Source organism: Nocardia sp. NPDC060255, assembly GCF_042727395.1.
Lineage (GTDB): Bacteria > Actinomycetota > Actinomycetes > Mycobacteriales > Mycobacteriaceae > Nocardia.
In genome coordinates, this window is sequence record NZ_JBHXAU010000004.1 from 104,261 (window position 1) to 123,072 (window position 18,812).

Annotated in this window: 14 protein-coding genes; 4 read left to right on the forward strand and 10 right to left on the reverse strand. The window is 65.9% G+C overall.

All coding sequences use genetic code 11. From position 1 onward, the window contains the following. Positions 1-179: 179 nt before the first annotated feature. From ACFWF1_RS10765 to ACFWF1_RS10810, 10 genes are read right to left on the reverse strand one after another with little or no spacing between them, the layout of a single operon-like run. On the reverse strand, positions 180-1,493 hold the full coding sequence (locus tag ACFWF1_RS10765; RefSeq protein WP_379281563.1) for a cytochrome P450: 1,314 nt from the start codon (positions 1,491-1,493) through the stop codon (positions 180-182). Continuing rightward, positions 1,493-2,689 (reverse strand): MFS transporter, encoded by a 1,197-nt coding sequence (locus tag ACFWF1_RS10770; protein ID WP_379281564.1) that lies wholly within the window; start codon positions 2,687-2,689, stop codon positions 1,493-1,495. The genes ACFWF1_RS10765 and ACFWF1_RS10770 overlap by 1 nt, the downstream gene beginning before the upstream one ends. A 21-nt stretch (positions 2,690-2,710) precedes the next feature. Next, positions 2,711-3,655 (reverse strand): NAD(P)-dependent oxidoreductase, encoded by a 945-nt coding sequence (locus ACFWF1_RS10775; protein ID WP_379281565.1) that lies wholly within the window; start codon positions 3,653-3,655, stop codon positions 2,711-2,713. Further along, entirely contained in the window at positions 3,655-4,887 is a 1,233-nt protein-coding gene (locus ACFWF1_RS10780; RefSeq protein WP_379281566.1) for a cytochrome P450, read from the reverse strand. The genes ACFWF1_RS10775 and ACFWF1_RS10780 overlap by 1 nt, the downstream gene beginning before the upstream one ends. A gap of 40 nt (positions 4,888-4,927) precedes the next feature. Next, on the reverse strand, positions 4,928-5,605 hold the full coding sequence (locus ACFWF1_RS10785; protein WP_379281567.1) for a GNAT family N-acetyltransferase: 678 nt from the start codon (positions 5,603-5,605) through the stop codon (positions 4,928-4,930). Next, positions 5,606-6,748, reverse strand: coding sequence for an acetyl-CoA carboxylase biotin carboxylase subunit family protein (locus tag ACFWF1_RS10790; RefSeq protein ID WP_379281568.1), 1,143 nt, complete (start codon positions 6,746-6,748; stop codon positions 5,606-5,608). After that, entirely contained in the window at positions 6,735-7,853 is a 1,119-nt protein-coding gene (locus ACFWF1_RS10795) for a pyridoxal phosphate-dependent aminotransferase (RefSeq protein ID WP_379281569.1), read from the reverse strand. Before ACFWF1_RS10795 ends, ACFWF1_RS10790 begins: the two co-directional genes overlap by 14 nt. Then, positions 7,843-8,826 (reverse strand): arginase family protein, encoded by a 984-nt coding sequence (locus ACFWF1_RS10800; RefSeq protein ID WP_379281570.1) that lies wholly within the window; start codon positions 8,824-8,826, stop codon positions 7,843-7,845. Before ACFWF1_RS10800 ends, ACFWF1_RS10795 begins: the two co-directional genes overlap by 11 nt. Next, complete coding sequence (locus ACFWF1_RS10805) at positions 8,819-9,841, reverse strand: methyltransferase domain-containing protein (RefSeq protein ID WP_379281571.1); 1,023 nt, start codon at positions 9,839-9,841, stop codon at positions 8,819-8,821. The genes ACFWF1_RS10800 and ACFWF1_RS10805 overlap by 8 nt, the downstream gene beginning before the upstream one ends. 27 nt (positions 9,842-9,868) lie before the next feature. After that, complete coding sequence (locus tag ACFWF1_RS10810) at positions 9,869-11,095, reverse strand: 4-hydroxyphenylacetate 3-hydroxylase N-terminal domain-containing protein (RefSeq protein ID WP_379281572.1); 1,227 nt, start codon at positions 11,093-11,095, stop codon at positions 9,869-9,871. 596 nt (positions 11,096-11,691) lie between these two features. Here ACFWF1_RS10810 and ACFWF1_RS10815 point away from each other — a divergent pair. Genes ACFWF1_RS10815 through ACFWF1_RS10830 form a run of 4 tightly spaced genes read left to right on the forward strand, consistent with a single transcriptional unit; the run spans position 11,692 to position 18,803 of the window. Next, a complete protein-coding gene (locus tag ACFWF1_RS10815) occupies positions 11,692-16,491 on the forward strand; it encodes an SDR family NAD(P)-dependent oxidoreductase (RefSeq protein WP_379281573.1) in 4,800 nt (1,599 codons plus the stop codon). After that, a complete protein-coding gene (locus ACFWF1_RS10820) occupies positions 16,488-17,330 on the forward strand; it encodes a 3-hydroxyacyl-CoA dehydrogenase family protein (protein WP_379281574.1) in 843 nt (280 codons plus the stop codon). The genes ACFWF1_RS10815 and ACFWF1_RS10820 overlap by 4 nt, the downstream gene beginning before the upstream one ends. Before the next feature lie 52 nt (positions 17,331-17,382). Beyond that, a complete protein-coding gene (locus tag ACFWF1_RS10825; RefSeq protein ID WP_379281575.1) occupies positions 17,383-17,646 on the forward strand; it encodes an acyl carrier protein in 264 nt (87 codons plus the stop codon). Next, positions 17,646-18,803, forward strand: a complete 1,158-nt coding sequence (locus ACFWF1_RS10830) for an acyl-CoA dehydrogenase family protein (RefSeq protein WP_379281576.1) — start codon at positions 17,646-17,648, stop codon at positions 18,801-18,803. Before ACFWF1_RS10825 ends, ACFWF1_RS10830 begins: the two co-directional genes overlap by 1 nt. The last annotated feature ends 9 nt before the right edge of the window (positions 18,804-18,812 follow it).

Genomic DNA, 18,812 nt, shown 5'->3' on the forward strand with positions numbered 1-18,812 from the left:
CGCGCAAGATTTTGCCCGCTGATTCGTGCGCGGCAGACTAATTCATGCGCGGCGGCGGGTTCAGTTGCGCAGCGCGGTGATGGCGCAAGGGTTTGCCCGGCGCGCAGGAGTTCGTCCGGCGCGCAGGATTTTGCCCGTTGATTCGTGCGCGGCGGGCGGATTCGTGCGCGGCGGCGGGTTCAGTCGCTCAGCGCGGTGATGACTATGCGCGCGCCGTGGGCGGGCACGTTGGTGATGTTGCGGACTCGTCCGCGCTCGGGTGCGCCGGGCAGCGTGAGCTGGTAGCGCGTCAGCACTGCTCGCAGCACCACGGCACCCTCCATCAGCGAGAAGCCCGCGCCGATGCAGCGGCGGACACCGCCGCCGAACGGTAGCCAGGTATTCGGCGCGATGGTGCCGTCGAGGAAGCGGTCGGGCTGGAAGCGTTCCGGCGCTGGGTGATTGGCCGGATTCTGGTGCGCGAGCACGATCGACGCCGACACTCTGGTGCCGCGCCGCAGCGGTATACCGCCGATGGTCAGGTCTCTGGTGAGCTGGCGCTGTACCCGCCCGATCACCATGCGGTGGCGCAGCGCCTCTTTCACCACCGCCTCGAGGTACTTGTCGTCCCCGTCGCGGGATGCCTGCCTCGCTCGATCCTGAACCGCTGGCGCGGCGGCCAATTCGTGCAGCGCCCACGACAGCGCCGATGCGGTGGTCTCGTGTCCGGCGAGCAGCAGTGTGACGAGCTGATCGCGCAGCTCCGCATCGCTGAGCGGCTCCGTGCCGGGATCGTCGCCCGCACCGACCGCGAGCAGCCGGGACAGCACATCGGCTTGCTGGTCGATCTCCGGATGTTCTCGGCGCCTGGCGATTTCGGCGTAGAGCAGCTCATCGATATCGGTGCGGGTCTTGCTGAACCGCTGCCACGGCCCGAATTCCCGCAGCCACGGCCACTTCCAGCCGAGCAACACCACCGGGCTGATGTCGGTGACACGACGCAGCTGCGGGGTCAGCTCGGCCCTGCGGCGCTCATCGGCCACACCGAAGACCACCTGCATGATCACGTCGAGCGTCAGGTCTTCCATTCGACTCAGCATGTGTTCCGTCGTACCGGCATTCCACCGCTCGACCTGAGTCTTGGCAATGTCCTCGACCAGCGCGCGGTAGCCGTTGAGGGCCGCCCCCGCGAACGCGGGCATCAGCAGCCTGCGCGCGCGGGCGTGCTGGCTGCCGTCGGTCAGCAGCACCGAATGCTCGCCCATGATCATCGCGAGCTCCCGATACGCCTCGCCCGCATGCAGATCCGCCGGATCGGCGGTGAAGATCTCCTTGATGTGCTCGGGCCGGGAGAACACCACGATGCGTGCCGGATACGGCGGCAGCAGCCGCACGGTGAAGACATCCCCGAAGCGGCGAGCCTGGGCGCTGAGGAACTGGGCGTGCCGCTTGGTGTGCAGCACCGTTTGTAGCAGTCGAGGTAGTCGGGAGGCCGGTGGGTATGTGCCGGACATCAGGTGGTCCTTTCTGCTGAGTCGTGCGCGAGCCGTTCCGATGCCGCGGTGCGGCGGCCGAGGACCTCGATGACGAGGAGGGCGACCGCGCTGAGCGCGGCGGCGGCGATCGGGAGGGCGAAGGGGCTGAACAATGCCAGGGTGATGCCGCCGGCGATGCTGCCGAGGGTGACCCCGAGATAGGTGGACGAGGAATTGAGCGCCAGGACCTGTGTTGCTGAATCGGGTGCGGAGTCGAGCAGCATCGTCTGCATGGCAGGCGCGTTCCAGTACAGGGATAGCGACCACACCAACGTCAGGGCCACCAGCACCGCCAACGGGATGGGGGCGAACATGGTCAGGATCGCGAAGACGATCATGGTGCCGAGGAACAACGCGAAGCCGATGCGCAGCGCGGACGACGCGCCCTTCTTGTCCACGTAGATGCCACCGGCGACCGAACCGATCAGGCCCGCGATGCCGGCCACCGCGAACAACAGACCACGTTGCCGCAGTGACGAATTCGAGAAGTCGGCCGCGAACGGACCGAAATAGGTGAACATCATCAGTGCGCCGCCGAGCAGGATGGTGTTGCCGAGCAGCACGGTGACCACCGGCCTGCTCGACAGCGCCGTGAGATGTGTTCGGGCCGAGACCAATTCGCCGGGCTTGCGTAGCTGCTCGCGGACACCGAACAACAGCATCATCGACAGCACGCACAGACCGGCGAAGACGACGAAGTTGCCACGCCAGCCGAACAGGCTCGCCCACAGCGTGCCGAAGGGCACCCCGATCGCCAAGGCGCCGACAATGCCGGTGGACACGATCCCGATGTACGCGCTGCGCTTCTCCGGCGGCGCCAGCGTGGGCGCGAGCGCGAACATCGCGGGCAGGCAGGCCGCGGCCGCACCGGCGGCCAGCACCCGAAGCACCATCAGTTGCCAGAACGAATCGACCATGGCGGCCAGCAGATTCGCGACGGTGAAGACGATGGAGGCGCCGACGAAGACGCCGAGCCTGGTGCGGCGGGCCGAGGCGAACGCGATCAGCGGCGCACCGATCACCAGCACCAGCGAGTAGGCCGTAACAAGCTGCCCGGCGGTGGATTCCGAGACACCGAGGTCCGAGGCCAGTTCGGGTAGCACACCCGCGATCATGTAATCGTCGGTGTAGAAGACGAATACGGCGAAGGTGATCGCTATCAACCAGAACGGCATCGGGCCTCCAGTGGCACGTGGTCAGGGAATCAGGTAGTCCGTGGCGATCGTTCGCGGGTCGATGCGCAGGGACCGCTCCCTCATTGTCGGGTGATCAAGGGTTCCGGTGGCATGGATTGCCGCCCAGTCCTGGTGATACAGCGGATCGCCGTCCCAGGGGCGCCATGCGGTATGCGGCGTCAGCGTCACGCGTCCCTTATCGATCCATGGCCGCAACAACTCTGCCCGGTCGTCGGTTTCGACATCGCTGGTGAGCCGACCGGCGCCCACGGCAAGCCAGTGCAGCAGCGCATCGCCGTCGACGGGGGACGAGCGGGCGGGATTGATGAGATGTCCGTCGAGCCGCAGGCAGCGAAACAACGCGTCGTCGATGAAGTTCGTCAGCTCGGGCAGGCCGGGCAGCGCGACGACCATCAGGTGCGCGAATCGGTGTGGCAGGTGATCGAGCGGCGCGGTCTCCGTGCGGCCGAACGGGTGCGTGGTGCGGGAGCGCGGCCGGACGACGGTCACCCTTGCGCCGAGGCCGGCCAGCGTTTCCGCGATGTTGTGGCCGAAGGCGCCATATCCGACCACGAGGGCGTCGCGGCGGTGGAAGGGTTTCGGCATCTCGTCGGGTGCTGCTGCGGCGCAGTGCAATACGTGCTGGGTGATGACGTATTCCGACAGCGACGGCGCATAGGCCCGCGCGCTTCTGGTCACCAGATTGTTCCGCGCGAGTGTGGGGATGTGCGGATAGTTGGGTCCGGACGAAACCAGGTGGACCCAGGAATCCGTTGTCGCGGCCGCAGTTTCGGCCAGCTCCGCCGCTGTGAGGTCGTGCGCGGCAAGGGCGACCATCTTGTGGTCCAACGCGGTACCCGGCGCCACCGCCTCGACCCGAACCCCAAGCGCTCCAGCGACCGTGCCCGGATCCGTCGAAACCCCGAGGCAGTAGAGCGTCGCCGGATCCACCGTGACGGCGCGCATCAGCGTGCGCTGGTCAACGCCAGTGGAACTCGGATATGCCCGTGCAGGACAATCGAATCCCGCCATTGCCGGCCCGGCAGCAGCCGGGCATTCGGATACGCGGAGAGGAAGCTGCCTACGGCGACCTGCCCCTGCACCTTCGCCAGGGACGCGCCGATGCAGCGGTGCACGCCGGTGGAGAAGCTCATACTCGTTCGCGCGGAGACGTTCTCGACGTCGAGCCGACTCGGATTCGGGTAGGCACGGGTGTCGTAGTTGACCGCGCCGACCCAGATCAACGCCCCGGTGCCCGGCGCGACGACCCGATCGCCGATCTTGGTCTCCACCCGTGCGGTGCGGTGGGTGAGCTGAATGGGGGAGTCGTAGCGCAGCAGTTCCTCGAACCACGGATCGGTCAGGCGTCCGTCGTCGAGCACCTCGCTACCGAGGCCGTGTTCGAGCACGGTGACAATGGAATTCGCGATAAAGCTGACGGTGGTCTCGAATCCCGCCGCGAAGACGAAGCCGACCAGGGTGAGCAGTTCGGCGAAGGTGAGTTCGCCCGCCGCGTGCATGCGCACGCAATCCAGCAGGAACCCCTCTTGCAGCAGTCCCGGATCCTTCGTGCACTCCACCACGAAGTCGGTGAACTTGCGCGCCTCGGTCATCCCGCGCCGGTATTCCGGAAAGGTGATGCCGACGTCGAGCAGTTTGGCCCCGTGGCCGCCCAGCGAATCGAGCATGTCGTCGCCGAGATCGGGAATGCCGAGGAAGTCGGAGATCACGCGGATGGGAATCTTGCGGGCGAAATCCGCGACCAGGTCGATGGTGTCCCGGCCGTCGAGCTCGCCGAGTACCGCCTCGGTGTGTTTGGTGATGATATCGATCGAGCTCGTCACCGCGCGATGGGTGAACATGGGGAAGACCAGTTTCCGCAGCCTGGTGTGCTCGGGCGGGTCCATGAAGACCAGGGCGGGGGCGTCGAGGGCGATGGGCACCGAGCGCCTGGTCAGCCAGCGGTAGACACCGGCGGCCTGCGGAATGGCCACGGGCTGGTCGGCCGACCAGTCGTTGCTGCGCAGGATTTCCTCGCTCTCGTCGTATCCGGTGACGACGATTCCCGCGGCACTGTCGTGCACGCCCGCGGCAGCACCGATTTTCGTCAGGATCGCCCGATAGGGATCGCCCTTCTCCGGTGGCCGGAGAAACAGCCTGCCGACATCGTTCTCGTCGCCGAGCATGGCATCGGGCAACAATCGGAGCGGACCGTGTAGTAGGAACCAGCGAATAGGATCAGTGACCACCGAGCTCGCGGAGGACAACGTCGACACCCCCTTGTCGTTGCATTGCGGCATAGAAGTTTTCGCGCTCGAAGCGGAACAGCGCGGCCTGTTTGTGCGGTAGATCCACCTCCCCGAGCTCGTGCCCGTCCACGACCTTGCAGACATTCCGGTCGAGCGTGCGCACCAGCTGATTGGAGGCGGTCGGGTCCGAGATCACGCCGGTGCAGTCCGGGTAGGTCTCGAAGACACCGGCGATGAGCGCGACCCAGAACGGCAGGGCGTATCCGAAATAGTCGGGTTCGCCGATACAGCCGTGCATGCCCATATCGTTGTCCGGCGTGTCGTAATAGTCGGCGACCGCGTCGAGTGCGACGCGGTACAGCTCGACGTAACCGCCCCGCTGCCCGTCCTGTCCGACGAGGAAGGGGCGAGTCTTGTTGTCGGAGAACTGGAATTCGATCTCGTCCTGCCAACCGGACCGGCTCCAGTCCTTGTGCATCGCGATCTGCACGTGTGGCTGCGCCATCCAGTGCACCACCTGGTCGATCTCGGCCGAGGTGGCCGGTGTGACCGGGGTGAGTTCCCACGGCAGCGGCAGCGCCGGGACTTTCCATTCTTGAAAGGCGAAGTCGGTCAACGGTTTCCCGCGCCGTCGGGACCGATCTATGGGCCGTCGCTCACTCGTCACTCACGGCACCTCGTTCGCGGTCGCGAGGAGTTCGAGCGCGGCCAGGACGGCCTCGGTGCGGCCGGTGAGCCTGGCCCGCCCGCCCAGGCGGATGCGATCGAACGACGCGTCGACGGGCAGGTGCTCGATGCGGTCGGCTCCGGCGATCGGCTGACCGACCCGCCACATCCATCCGCCCGAGGCGTCCGGGTCGATTTTCGGCTCCGCCCAGTCGAGTCCGGCCTGGATTCGCAGGTTGAGCAGCTCGAGATCGATTCCGGCGATGGTCCTGGACTGGAACGGGACCTCGCCGCCGGAGGCACGGGCGCATACCTCGCTGACCACGACATCGTCGAAAGCATCACCGCTGGAGAGGTATTCGACGTGGGCGGTGAATGTGCCGTCGAGGCCGAGCGCGGCGCAGGTCCGGACAGCGAGGTCGGCCAGTGCGGTCTCCGTCGCGGGATCGGTCCGGGCCGAACCTGACCCGCCACCCTTGGTCAGGTCGAGCAGCGAACGAATGTACAGTCCCGAAAACAGATGTGTGACAGTGCCGTTCGCCACGAGAACTTCCGAATGGTACTGCGGGCCTTCGAGTAGCCGTTCGACCAGTCCGTCGCCGAGGGTGGCGAGATCGACGGCGCCGAATTTCTCGGTCCGGATCCCGCGCAGGTTCGCCTCCGCGGCAGGTTTGACGATGACGAGCTCATCGTCGGCGAATCCGGTGCAGCCACCGGCCTTTTCGACGCTACCGCTGGCCACGATCAGCGTTTCCGGAACCGGGACACCCGCGGCTTCCAGCGCCCGCCGCATGACACCCTTGTGTCGGTAATTCTCCAAGGAGCCGGCAGGGATCGGGGTCGGCAAGCCGAGCTCACCGGACAGCTGCGCCGCATAACCGAGCAGGTACTCGTCATTGGTGACGATCGCGGTGGTTCCGGCGGGGATCAGCGACCGCCATTCATCGAGGTCGGCGATCTGTTCCGCGCCGATCTCGTCCAGTGCCTCGTCGCCCTCGCGAACCAGCGGAACCTCCCCGGTCCGCAGGATCCGCAGGTCGGCGCCCGCCGCCGTGACGGCCGAGCCGAACTCGGTCAGCCCGGCGGTGCCCAGCGATTGTTTCGCCTGGAGCAGGACCACCGTTGCGCGATCACCTGATGACAACTCGCCTCCACGCCTCTAGGTGCTGGTCGACGCGTTGGCAGCCGGTGACGACGGCTTCCGGATCGCGCGCCAGCGAGATACGGATCAGATCGGTGCCGAGTTTTGGCTGCGCCCAGTAGAACAGCTCGCCGGGCAGCACGTGCACACCAGCCTCGCCGAGTTCAGTGTAGAGCGCGCTGGCCTCGACACCCTCCGGCAGCCGGAACGTATCGACCGAGATTCTGGATTCCGGATAGGCGGGCGCGAGGTTGATGTGCTCGCGCGCCAAGGTCCGGTTGCTCTGGATGCCGCCGCGCAGCCGATCGTAGCCACCGTGCCTGCCGTCCTCGGCGAACAGTTCGACGACCCGCAGGATGAACGGCGACGCCGACAGCATGTGATCGGAGTACATTCTGGCCAGCGGCAGCGGATTGCCGACATTCCAGTTCAGGAAGCCGGCCTTCAATTCCTGCAGGGGCCAGAGCTTTCCGGTGTCCTCGATGATCACCCAGTCGAGATCGTAGTGGCCGAGTACGGCATACATGTCGTACTGCGCGCGCAGATCCTGTGCCCGGAAGCAGGAATCGATGACGAGGACGGTGTCCCGGTCGGCGCATGCGGCGGCGATCTCGTGCAGCCGATCCGCATCGATCACCGTACCCGTCGGATTGTTCGGTGAGACGGTGAACAGCACTCCGCGCGTGGGGATTACATCCTCGAGTGCCCCCGACGCCAACTCGGTTTCGGCAATGGAATGGATGGTCAGGCCGTGGCCCGCGAGCAGGTCGTGCAGGTTGTCGAAGGTCGGCTCGACCATCGCCACCCGGCGGTCGGCGAGGCGAATCGCCTTGCCGATCATGTCGATAGCGGTCGAGGAGGAATAGCAGCTGCGGAAGGTGACCTCGTCGGCCAGCGCGCCGTGCTGGCCGATCGACGACAGGAACGCGTTGCGCGCGCTCCGCTCGACCACGTCGACGGGCAGCTTCCTGGTTTCTGCGAAGACCTCGGGGAAGGCGGTGACGATGTCGGACTGCGTGGCGGACAGCGACATTCGCGGATGCCCATCGGACAGGTTCACACCGTCGATCAGCGCCTTGACTTCGAGGTCGGTGATGTTATCGGGCATGCAAACGACCATCCTGTTGCGTCTTGGCTCGCCGTGCGGCGGCGGCAAGGGTCATGATTTCGAAGATCACCGCGACACCGAGATGCGCGGTGATGTCGGCGGTGTCGTACGGCGGCGATATCTCCACCAGCGATACGGTGCGAATATCGGGCAGCTGGAGTTCGCGCAGCAGCCGCAGCGCGAACGCCGAGGACGGCCCGCCGACCTCGGGGGTACCGGTGCCGGGGGCGCACGAGGGATCGACGAAGTCGATATCGAAGGTCAGCGCAACGGGATTGGCGCCGACCCGGTCCCGGACGATCCGGCCGAGTTCGGTGGCGCCGAGCGCCATCGCCTCCTCGCACTGGATCACGGTGAAGCCGAGGCCGTCGTCTTCCAGGTCCTCGCGTGGCACGCTGCCGCGCATGCCGATCTGGATGCTGGTGGTCGGATCGATCAGGCCTTCCTCGGCGGCGCGGCGGTACACCGTGCCGTGAAAGTGCTTCATGCCGAAGTAGTTGTCGAGCACGTCGCGGTGCGCGTCCAGTTGCACCAGCGACAGCGGGCCGTGTTGCTTTGCGGCGGCGCGCAATTCGGCGATGGCCAGGCTGTGGTCGCCGCCGACCAGGATCGGCAGCGCGCCGATGTCGTGCACGAGCCCGACGCTGTGCTCGATCAGGTCGAGCGTCTCCAGGTGATAGCCGGGCACGATGTGCACGTCGCCGCCGTCGACGACGGTGAGCAGATCGGTGATGACCAGGTTGCGTTCCCGGCTGCCCAACCGGCCGAGCGTGCTCGCCGAGCGGACCGCCTCGGGCCCGAAGCGCGCGCCGCTGCGGTAGCCCGTCGCGCCGTCGATCGGCACCCCCATGATCACCGCGTCCACGCCGTCGGTGGCGGTCAGCTCCCGGATCGGCCGGTAGGGGAGCCGGAAGAAGGTGCGCGGGCCCGAACTGAGCCGGGAGACGGCCTGGCTGTCGGTGTAGTCAGTCATCGTGGGTTCCCTTGGACCGCAACAGCATTGCCGTCACGATGCCGGTCTCGTCGAGGCCGGGAGTGTCGACATCATCCACTACGACCTCGAGGCCCTCGCTCTCGTACAGGTCCGTCCAGTACTGCTTGGGTGCCAGCCGCTGGTCGGTGAAAGGGTGCAGCAGGAAGTAGTGGTTGTAATAGTTCGTGCGATGCGGGTCGCGCATCTTCTCCGGATCGTCCCAGCAGTAATCGATATCGATCACCAGGAGCTCGAGGCCGGGGTTGGTGTCGAACAGCGAGCGGAGGAACTTGCGGACGCCCGCTTCGCCCTCCTGGCCGAGGATCTCGTGGATGACGAAGCTGATGATGCCGAAGTCGTAGCGGGATTCGGTCTGCTCGAGATGGCGGATGGCATCCGCGTTCACGATGTCGATCCGGTCCGCGTGCAGCGACCCGGACACGAATTCCACTGCGGCGGCGGCACCCTCGGGGCTCGGCTCGATCCCGGTGAGTCGCATGTCCGGATACTTCTCGGCCAGCGTGGTCAGGAAGATGCCGCTGCCGCAACCGAGGTCGATACCGCTGGTGTAGGTCTTACCGCGCTGATCGAGCACCCGGTACATCAGCGGGATCGCGTCGTGCACGCTGATCTCGCAGCTGCCGATGCCGACCATCCGGCCGTCTCTCGGCACCGCGGCGGGGGAGGTGAACCCGCTGCCGATGTCCAGGAAGGTGCGGCCGTATCCGCCGATCATCATCTGATACCAGCCGCGTGCTTCCCAGATCTGCACGAGCTTGTCGGTGGCCCGATCGTTGTCGGTGTATCCCGCGGTGTGCAGGAACAGTTGCAGCGCGTCGACCCGCTCCGGCGTCGTGACGGCGGATTCCAAAGCCTTGCGAACGGAAATCCCGTTCACCACGATTTGTTCCAGAATTCCGTGCTCGATCAGGTTGTACAGCACAGCCGACTGCACGTATCCGCTGAACGGCTCCAGCGCTTCGATCAGGCGTTTCCGGTTGAGCATGTCGTTCATACCTCTCTTTCGGTGCTTTTCCGCCTGTCAGCCAGCGGCGAGCCGATCGGGGTCACCGACGAATGCCAGCTCGTATTTGTTCTGTCGATATCCGTACGCGCCCGACGAGAGGTTGGTGAACAATGTCCAATCGGAGAGCTGTGGTGCGGCGGGAATGAGGCCGTGCTGGGTTGTTCTGCCCGGTTTGGGGCAGATGAGATCCAATCCGGCCATTTGGGAAAGCAGGGTCGAGGCACTTTCGATACGTTCGGTGAAATTGCCGATGCCCTGCAGGAGCAGATTGCGGTCGGCGGCCCAGAATCCGTAGCGGTCGTCGAATGCGGCCGAGTCGAGCGCGGCGGTGAAGTCTCGTTCGGTGCTCGCGGCGAAACGACGGAGTTTCGCCAGAATTACCGCGGGTTCCTTGACGGAGGTCTGGCCGCCGTCCAGTACTCGCTGCGCCAAGGTGTAATACATCTCGGCTTTCGCCGACATCCTGGCGAGCGCCTGTACCCAGGCCGGATGGGTCATGCCGGTGCGGGCCCGCAGCGTATTGCACTGTTCGACGGAACCGTCGATGAAGACCCGGGAGTTGGGCACGAACGCGTGGTCGAGCTCGATGATCGCGTCTTGTTCGTCGAGCACGTCGATGGATTGGTCCGGCAGTTCGTGCGCGCCGCGGAAGCCCGCGCGGGAATGCACGGTGACCCCGTTGCTGTCGGGTTCGATCGCGACGCACAGCGCGGTGTACTCCTCCGCCTGCGACAGCATGCGGTAGGGGTAGATCAGTAGCACGTCGGCGTACAGCGCCAGTGTGGCCAGCTGTTTGAAGCCGCTGAGATAGATGCCGTCGGCGTCGCGCGCAACGACTTTCAGCAGGTGTTCCTCGGAGATTCGCCCGCGTTCGGAGATATCGGAGATCGCGTGCGTGAGGATGGCGTTGCCGGCGCGGCACTCGCGATGGAACTCGCGGATCGGTCCGGCGCCGTCGCCGAAATGGTCGGCGTTGGCGGCCCAGGCGGACACGATGCCGGCCAGGAAATCGGGGCTGCGGCCGAGCAGTCCGCCGCTGTGCGCCGCGAACCGGCGCAATTGCCCGGCGTACTCCAGGAATTGGTCTTTCGTCTCCGGTGGTGTCCAGATGCAATCCCAGAACAATTTTAGCTCGGGATTGGTGCGCAGGCCGTCCAAGGTTTTTGCGAAAGGAGTATTGGTTCTTTCCGCAAAAGTGGCCGAAATAGTTTCGGTCGAGCAGCTGATTTGCTGAGTTTCCAATGGATATCCTTAGTCCTGCGACTTGGAAGTCTGAAATGCACCTTTAATTATTAGAGTCCGAATCCATGACACCCCAGCTCCAAGTATGGACACCCTGTAGCCTGCCCCGTCTTCAAGATAGCCGAACTAACGAAGTGTAACCATTCCAGCATCTGTGACCCTCATCACATTGTACCATTTCGTGATCACGCGCCAAGTGTCTATTCCCGACTATCGGGAAAGCATTGGAAAGGCCGTTTGTAAACCCCCCGATCGGGGGGATGGGATTCGCCTGAAACCCCCCTTTTCAGGGGGTTGCGGATTCCGTGTGAATGTCGAGAATGTAGTCGCTGTCGAACGGTAAGTCCAGCATGCCGCAACGACTCTCATTCAAATACGCGTCGATATGAAGTATGCTGGAAACGGCGTTGCGAGGTGGGTGTAACGGTGCTAGATTCGGGGCCACCAGGGGCTGAGCTCGCCCTGATCGGGTGTATGGCAAAAGCTCTTTTGAATTCGAGCATTCAGGCCGGGAACCCGATGTCCGAAGGGTGGTATTGGTGGAGACGAATCGGGTGGGGTCCGGTGCCTTCGATCGGTCGGCGATCGAAGAATGGATGGCAGACAAGATAAGCCAGATCATCGGAATGGATCCGGCGGCGATCGATCGGACCACCACCTTCGCCGCCTACGGGCTGACGTCGTCCGACGCGGTCGGCCTGTCCGGCGAGCTGGAGGAGTGGCTCGGCCGCGACCTCCCCGAAACCCTGCTGTACGAGCACCCGACGGTGGAGCAGTTGAGTGCGGCACTGGTCGGCGCGACTGCCGATTCAAGTAGCGCCACAGCTGATTTCGGCGGCACCGCGGAGCGCGAGCCGGCGGCCGACGACGACACGATGTGCATTGCGGGCATGGCCTGCCGATTCCCCGGCGGCGCGAACTCGCCACAGTTGTTCTGGCGCAACCTGGCAGACGGCATCGACACGGCCACCGATGTGCCGCAACAACGGTGGGACGCAACGGAATACTTCGATCCCGATCCTTACGCGCCGGAAACGGCCTACACGACGAAGGGCGCGTTCGTCGACGACATCGCGGGCTTCGACGCCCAGTTCTTCGGCATCTCGCCCCGCGAAGCGATGCGGATGGACCCGCAACAGCGGATGCTGCTCGAGGCGACCTGGGCGGCGTTCGAGGACGCCGCCATCCCCGCCGACCAGATCCGGGGCAGCCGGACCGGCGTGTTCGTCGGGATGATGGCGGACAGTCGGTACGCGAACGTCCTGGTCGACCACGGCGGCCACGGTGAACTGGATGACCCGTACGTGGGCCTGGGCAGCGCGTCCAGCGTTGCGGCGGGCCGGCTTTCGTACCTGCTCGACCTGCGCGGGCCGAGTCTCGTTGTCGACACGGCCTGCTCGTCCTCGCTGGTCGCGTTGCATCTGGCAATGAACAGCATTCGCAACGGAGAGTGCGATCGGGCCGTTGTCGCCGGAGTCAGCGCGATCGTGCATCCCGACACCTACCTGCAGGCCTGCAAGATGCGGATGCTCGCCGTGGACGGTCGCTGCAAAACCTTCGACGCGGCGGCGGACGGGTTCCTGCTCGGCGAGGGCTGCGGCGCGGTCGTTGTCGAACGGCTCGCCGATGCCAAGGCTCGGCGGCATCAGGTGCTCGCGGTGGTGCGCGGATCGGCGGTGAACCAGGACGGCATGAGCAACGGGCTGACCGCCCCGAACCGTGCCGCGCAGGTCGCCGTCATTCGCGAGGCGCAGCAGCGCGCCGGAATCACTGCCGACAGCATCGATTACGTCGAGGCGCACGGCTCGGGGACGCAGCTCGGTGACGCGATCGAGATCGCCGCATTGACCGAGGTTTTCGGCGCATCGGGCGACCGGCCGCTGTATGTGGGCGCGGTGAAGACGAACATCGGTCATCTCACCGGTGCGGCCGGGATGGCCGGATTGGTGAAAACCGTGCTCGCGCTGAACCGTCGGACGATCCCCCGGAATCTGCATCTGCGCCAGCCGAATCCGGCCATCGACTGGTCCGCCACCCCGGTCCGCCTGCCGCACGAGAACATTCCGTGGCCGCGCGAGGACGAGCGCGTCCCCACCGCCGGTGTCAGTTCGTTCGGGTGGTCGGGCACCAACGCCCACGTCATCGTGTCCGCGCCGCCGGTCGAGGTGCACGACGACCAACAGCGTTGGCACATCCTGCCGTTGTCCGCCCGTTCGCCAGAGACGTTGACCAGCACCGCACATGCGATCGCGGAGTACCTGCGCAGCAATCCACGCCTCGCTCCCGCTGCGGTGGCTGCCACCTTGCAGACGGGGCGAACTTGCATGCCGTGCCGAACGGCGGTGCCATTCCGGACGCTGCTCGAGGCGGCGGAGGCGCTCGACGAGGTCGGCCGCCGAGTATCGGTGGCGAGCGTGCCGCGCGGACCGCAGCCGGTCGTGCGATTCGTGTTGCCGGGCACCGGCGATCAGTTCCCGGGCATGGGGCGTGACCTCTACCGAGCACACCCGGAATTCCGTGACGCGATCGATCACTGTGCTGAGATCGCGGCCGAATCGTTGGGCATGGACCTGCGCACCGCCCTCTACCCGGACGCGGCACCGGTGGTGTCGGATCCCTTCGCGGCGTTGCGTGGCAATGCGACCGGCCCGGGAGAGCTGGTCACCCGAATCGACCTGGCGCACGCGGTGGTTTTCGCGTTGAACTACGCTGCGGCGCGGCTGTGGCACAGCTATGGCATCGAGCCGCGAGGTCTGCTCGGGTACAGCCTCGGTGAATACTCCGCCGCCTGCCTGTCAGGTGTGTTCGACGTGGAAGTCGCGCTGCCACTGGTTATTCGGCGGGCCCAGCTCGTCGCGGCCGCCGAACCCGGCGCCATGCTCACCGTCGCGACCGCCGCGGACCGCATCGCCGAATACCTCGGCCCGGACCTGTCGTGTGCCGCGGTCAACAGCCCGAACACGGTCGTAGTGGCTGGCACCGAGGCCGCGATCACCGCGCTCGAACAACGCCTCGCCGCCGACGAAATCGCCGCGCGACGAGTCCCGACGACCCGCGCGATGCATTCACACCTGCTGGATCCGTTGCGCGAGCGGCTGATCGAACTGTTCGACGGAGTCGAGCTGCGTGCGCCTCGTATTCCGTTCGTGTCCAACCTGACCGGTAAGTGGATCACCGACGATCAGGCCCGCGACCCGCAGTACTGGGCCGAGCACATGTGTGCGACGGTCTCGTTCGCTGACGGCGTGCACACGCTCGTCGACCCGGAGCCGTGCGTGGTGCTGGACCTCGGGGCCGGTCAGCTGGCCAGCCTGGTCAGTCAGGCGCTGGTGCACTCCGGTGGTGTCGCCGCACTGCCGACGCTGCGTGGCTCCTCGACGCGTGATCCGGACGAGATGATCGTGTCCCGCACGCTCGGCCGCCTGTGGGTCGGCGGGGTGGAGGTGGATTGGCCGCGTATCGGCTCAGCGGGAAGTTCACTGTCCCTTCCGACGTATTCGTTTCAGCACCAACAGTTTTGGCCTACTGGTGCGCGCGGCGTCAGTGTCGCGCCGATCAGGACGCCTGCCGCGACGGACGGCGCGGCCACGGAGCTCTTCGAACCACAGTGGGTCGCGATGCCCGCGTCTGATTCGGCGGATCGGTACGGGCCCTACCTCCTGTTCGCCGATCCCGGTACGCGCAGTGCCGATCTGGCCGGTCATGTGGCCAAGGCGCTGGACGGTGCCGACCTGGTGACCGTGGTCCCCGGTACCGAATTCGGCACGTCCACCGCTGGTGGCTACCGTATCCGGCCCGGCGAACCGGCCGACTACGCCCGGCTGTTCGAGGCGCTCGGCGAACGGAACCTGCTGCCACGCACCATCGTTCACCTTTGGTCCGTGCACGGTACGACCGACCACCCGGCGACCGTCGACAGTGTCGCCCTGCATCGACGTTTCGGGTTCGACAGTCTGATGGCGCTGGCCGGCCAGTGGGGGCAGCGCTGTGTCGACGGCTGCCGAATATTGGTCGTCACCGATCACGCGCAGTTCATCGATCCCGATGACATCCTCTATCCCGGCAAGACCGCGGTGGCGGGCCCCGCGCTGACCGCAGGCCAGGAGTATCCGGGGTTGGCGGTGCGCACGTTCGATGTCGTCACGCCGGTCGACGATGAGAGCGGTTCGTGGGACGAGCTCACCGAAGCTGTTGTCGCCGAACTGCATTGGCCGGGCACCGACACGGTGATCGCGCGTCGCGGGCGGCGCAGGCTGGTGAAACGCTTCAGGCCACTCACGCTGGACGCACCTACTCCATACGTCCGTGACGGCGGCGTCTATGTGATCACCGGCGGGACCGGAAGTATCGGCCTCCAAGCGGCGGCTCATCTGGCCGCCGCGGCGTCCGAGGTCAAACTGGTCCTGCTGGCCAGGACGCCGCTACCGGATCTCGACGACGCGGCCTCGGTCGCGCAGGCCGGTGAGACGTTGCGCGCCAAGGCGACCGCGGTGCGCGACCTGAAGGACGCCGGTGCCCAAGTACTGGTGCTGACCTGTAACATCGGCGATCCCGACGCCACCGCTGCCGCGATCGCTCACGCCCGCAACAGCTTCGGTCCGATCGACGGCGTGATCCACGCCGCGGGCGTGCTGTCCCCGGACGCGTTCACCACGATCGAGGCGACAACACCGGAGATCAGCGCCGCGCATTTCCGGGCCAAGATCGACGGCACCATCGCCTTGGCCGCCGCACTGCGCGGCGAACGTCCCGACTTCGTCGTGCTGCTGTCCTCGATGTCGGCGGTCCTCGGCGGCATCGGGTTCGCGGCGTACGCGGCCGCCAACGCATTCCAGGACCAATTCGTCGCGCTGCCCGGCCTGCCCGGCGGATCCGCTTGGCGTTCGGCGTGCTGGGACACCTGGCAGTCCACTGTTCGGCACGGCGAAAACCCCGGTGTCGCTGATTCTTTGGACAAGTACTCGTTCGCCGCCGCGGACGCGCTCGCGGTACTGGACCGGCTCATCGTGAGCGGCCCGCGACGCGCGGTGGTCTCGGCCGGTCAGCTGCACGACCGCATCGAGACGTGGGTCGGCGGCAGCGATCCGTTCGGCACGGCCACCTCGGCACCGGAACCGGCTGCCGCTACGGCACCACCCGGTCGAACCATCGAGGAGTACCAGCGCAGGCTCGCCGAACTCTGGCAGCAGGCCCTCGGCGTCGACCAGGTCGGCCCGCACGACAACTTCTTCGAGTCCGGCGGCAATTCGCTGGTCGGCCTGCAACTGATCAACTCGATCAAGAAACAGTTCCGCGCGATCGTCCCGACCGTGGCGTTGTTCGAGGCGCCGACGATCGCCGATATGGCCGCTTATCTACTCACGGCCACCGCAGACGAAAGGAAGCCACAGGCATGAAACTTCTCGGCGTCATCGGTGCCGGTGTCATGGGTACCGGTCTGGCACAAGCCCTTGCAGCGCATGGCTTCTCGGTCGTGTTGGTGGACCGCTCCCGCGAACAGCTCGACCGCGCGGAAAGCGAAGTGGTGCGGTACTCCCGCACCGGGCGTCTGTTCGGGCACGACACCGAGAAGTACGGCGACCTGACCCAGCGGGTCAGCTACACCACCGATATCGGCGAGGTCGGCGCGGCGGAGTTCGTCATCGAGAACATCACCGAGAATTGGGCGCTCAAGGCCGAGATATATCCGGAGCTGGACCGTATTTGCGCGCCCGACACGGTCTTCGCGGCGAATACCTCGTGCATCCCGATCACCAAGATAGCCGGGGTCACCAATCGCCCCGATCGGGTGATCGGCATGCATTTCATGAACCCCGTGCCGATGAAATCCACCGTCGAGGTGATCCGCGGCTGGCACACCTCCGAGACCACCATCGCCATCGCGCTGCAACTGCTCGCCGATCTCGACAAGCGCGGCATCGTCGTCAACGACATGCCGGGCTTCGTCTCCAATCGGGTGTTGATGCTGATGGTCAACGAGGCGATCTTCCTGCTGCAGGACGGCGTGGCGGCGGCCGCCGAGGTGGACGAGATCTTCCGGTCCTGCTTCGGGCACGCGTCCGGTCCGCTGGAGACCGCGGACCTCATCGGCCTCGACACCATCCTGTACAGCATCGAGGGACTCCAGGAGTTCTACGGGGACAGCAAGTATCGGCCGTGCCCCTTGCTGAAAAAGATGGTGGACGCCGGACTACACGGCCGGAAGTCCGGCCAGGGTTTCTTCTCGTACTCATGAGAGCCGGCCCGCACCACCGAACCATTGCCCCGTTACCGACAGGACGGTAGTTATGTTCTCCGATGTCCGTTCCGAAATCCGTGACTTCGTCGCCAAGCGGTTCCCCGAAGGGCGGCTCCAGGACAATCACGACATCTTCGAAAGCGGCTTCGTCAATTCACTTTTCGCGATGGAACTGGTCATGTTCATCGAGCAGAATCTCGGCGGCCGGATTCCCAACGACGAGCTGATGCTGGACAACTTCCGCACGGTGGACGTGATGACCGACCTGGTCGGCAGGCTCAACGGCCACGGCACGGCGACCGAGGTGGCGTGATGGCGGTGCAGGCGGAACCCGTTTTAGGCCAAGCGTTTTCGCGGGCCGAGATCGGTGCGTTCGTCGATGAGGTGGTGGCGCCGCGGGCCGCCGAGTTCGATCGTGCGGCGCGGATCGACCTGAGCATGGTGACCGAGTTCGCCGCGCGCGGCCTGTGGGGTGCGGTGCTGTCGACCGCCGATGGTGGCACCGGTGCCGGAATGACGGCCCTCGCGCGCGTGCACGAGGAAGTGGGGCGCGGCTGTTCGTCCATGCGCAGCCTGCTGACCGTGCACTCCATGGCGTTGTTCGCGCTGGATCGGTGGGGGACCGAGGCGGCGAAGAGCCGGTGGAAGGCCGACATGGTCGCCGGTGCCGCGCTCGGCGCGTTCTGTCTGACCGAGCCCGAGGCGGGCAGTGATTTCGCCGCGCTGCAGGCGACGGCGCGGCGCGAGGGTGACGAGTGGATCATCGACGGTCACAAACTCTGGGTCACCGGCGGCCAGCTCGCCGACGTACTGCTCGTATTCGCCCGCACCGCAGTCGGTCCCGCCGTGTTCCTGGTCGATGCGGCCAGTCCCGGCATTCGCCGGATTCCGGTCCCGGAGGTCACCGGGACGCGCGGTAGTCAGGTCGCCGAGATCGTTTTCGAGAATTGCCGCATCGGTGCCGACTCGATCATCGGGCCCGAGGGCATGGGATTGGCCATCGCCACCGGCGTGCTCGATATCGGGCGATTCAGTGTCGCCGCCGGGTGTGTCGGCCTGCTGCAGGCCTGTTTGCAGGCCAGCGTGGCGTACGCCAACACCCGCCGCCAGGGCGGGGCCTTGCTGCGCGAACACCAACTCGTGCAACAGCTGATCTCGACGATGGCCACCAACACCAGGGCGGCCCGGTTGCTGGTCCGGCAGGCCGCGCAGCTGAAAGACGCGGGCAGTCCCGACACCATCATGGCGACCTGCATCGCCAAGCAATTCGCGGCGACCTCGGCGGTGGCCGCGGCCAATGACGCGGTGCAACTGCACGGTGCGCGCGGGTGCAGCGACGAATATCCGGTCGGCCGGTATCTGCGCGACGCCAAGGTCATGGAAATCATCGAGGGCAGCACACAGCTGCAACACGTACTGATCGCCACCGATGCGTGCCGGAATCAGGCCCGCATCGTCGACGTCGAGTGATTCGCAGAG

Coding starts and splice junctions, on each gene's coding strand:
- ACFWF1_RS10765 (WP_379281563.1), bottom strand. CDS start 1,493: ATGTCCGGCACATACCCACCGGCCTCCCGACTACCTCGACTGCTACAA.
- ACFWF1_RS10770 (WP_379281564.1), bottom strand. CDS start 2,689: ATGCCGTTCTGGTTGATAGCGATCACCTTCGCCGTATTCGTCTTCTAC.
- ACFWF1_RS10775 (WP_379281565.1), bottom strand. CDS start 3,655: ATGCGCGCCGTCACGGTGGATCCGGCGACGCTCTACTGCCTCGGGGTT.
- ACFWF1_RS10795 (WP_379281569.1), bottom strand. CDS start 7,853: ATGCCCGATAACATCACCGACCTCGAAGTCAAGGCGCTGATCGACGGT.
- ACFWF1_RS10800 (WP_379281570.1), bottom strand. CDS start 8,826: ATGACTGACTACACCGACAGCCAGGCCGTCTCCCGGCTCAGTTCGGGC.
- ACFWF1_RS10805 (WP_379281571.1), bottom strand. CDS start 9,841: ATGAACGACATGCTCAACCGGAAACGCCTGATCGAAGCGCTGGAGCCG.
- ACFWF1_RS10815 (WP_379281573.1), top strand. CDS start 11,692: ATGGCAGACAAGATAAGCCAGATCATCGGAATGGATCCGGCGGCGATC.
- ACFWF1_RS10820 (WP_379281574.1), top strand. CDS start 16,488: ATGAAACTTCTCGGCGTCATCGGTGCCGGTGTCATGGGTACCGGTCTG.
- ACFWF1_RS10825 (WP_379281575.1), top strand. CDS start 17,383: ATGTTCTCCGATGTCCGTTCCGAAATCCGTGACTTCGTCGCCAAGCGG.
- ACFWF1_RS10830 (WP_379281576.1), top strand. CDS start 17,646: ATGGCGGTGCAGGCGGAACCCGTTTTAGGCCAAGCGTTTTCGCGGGCC.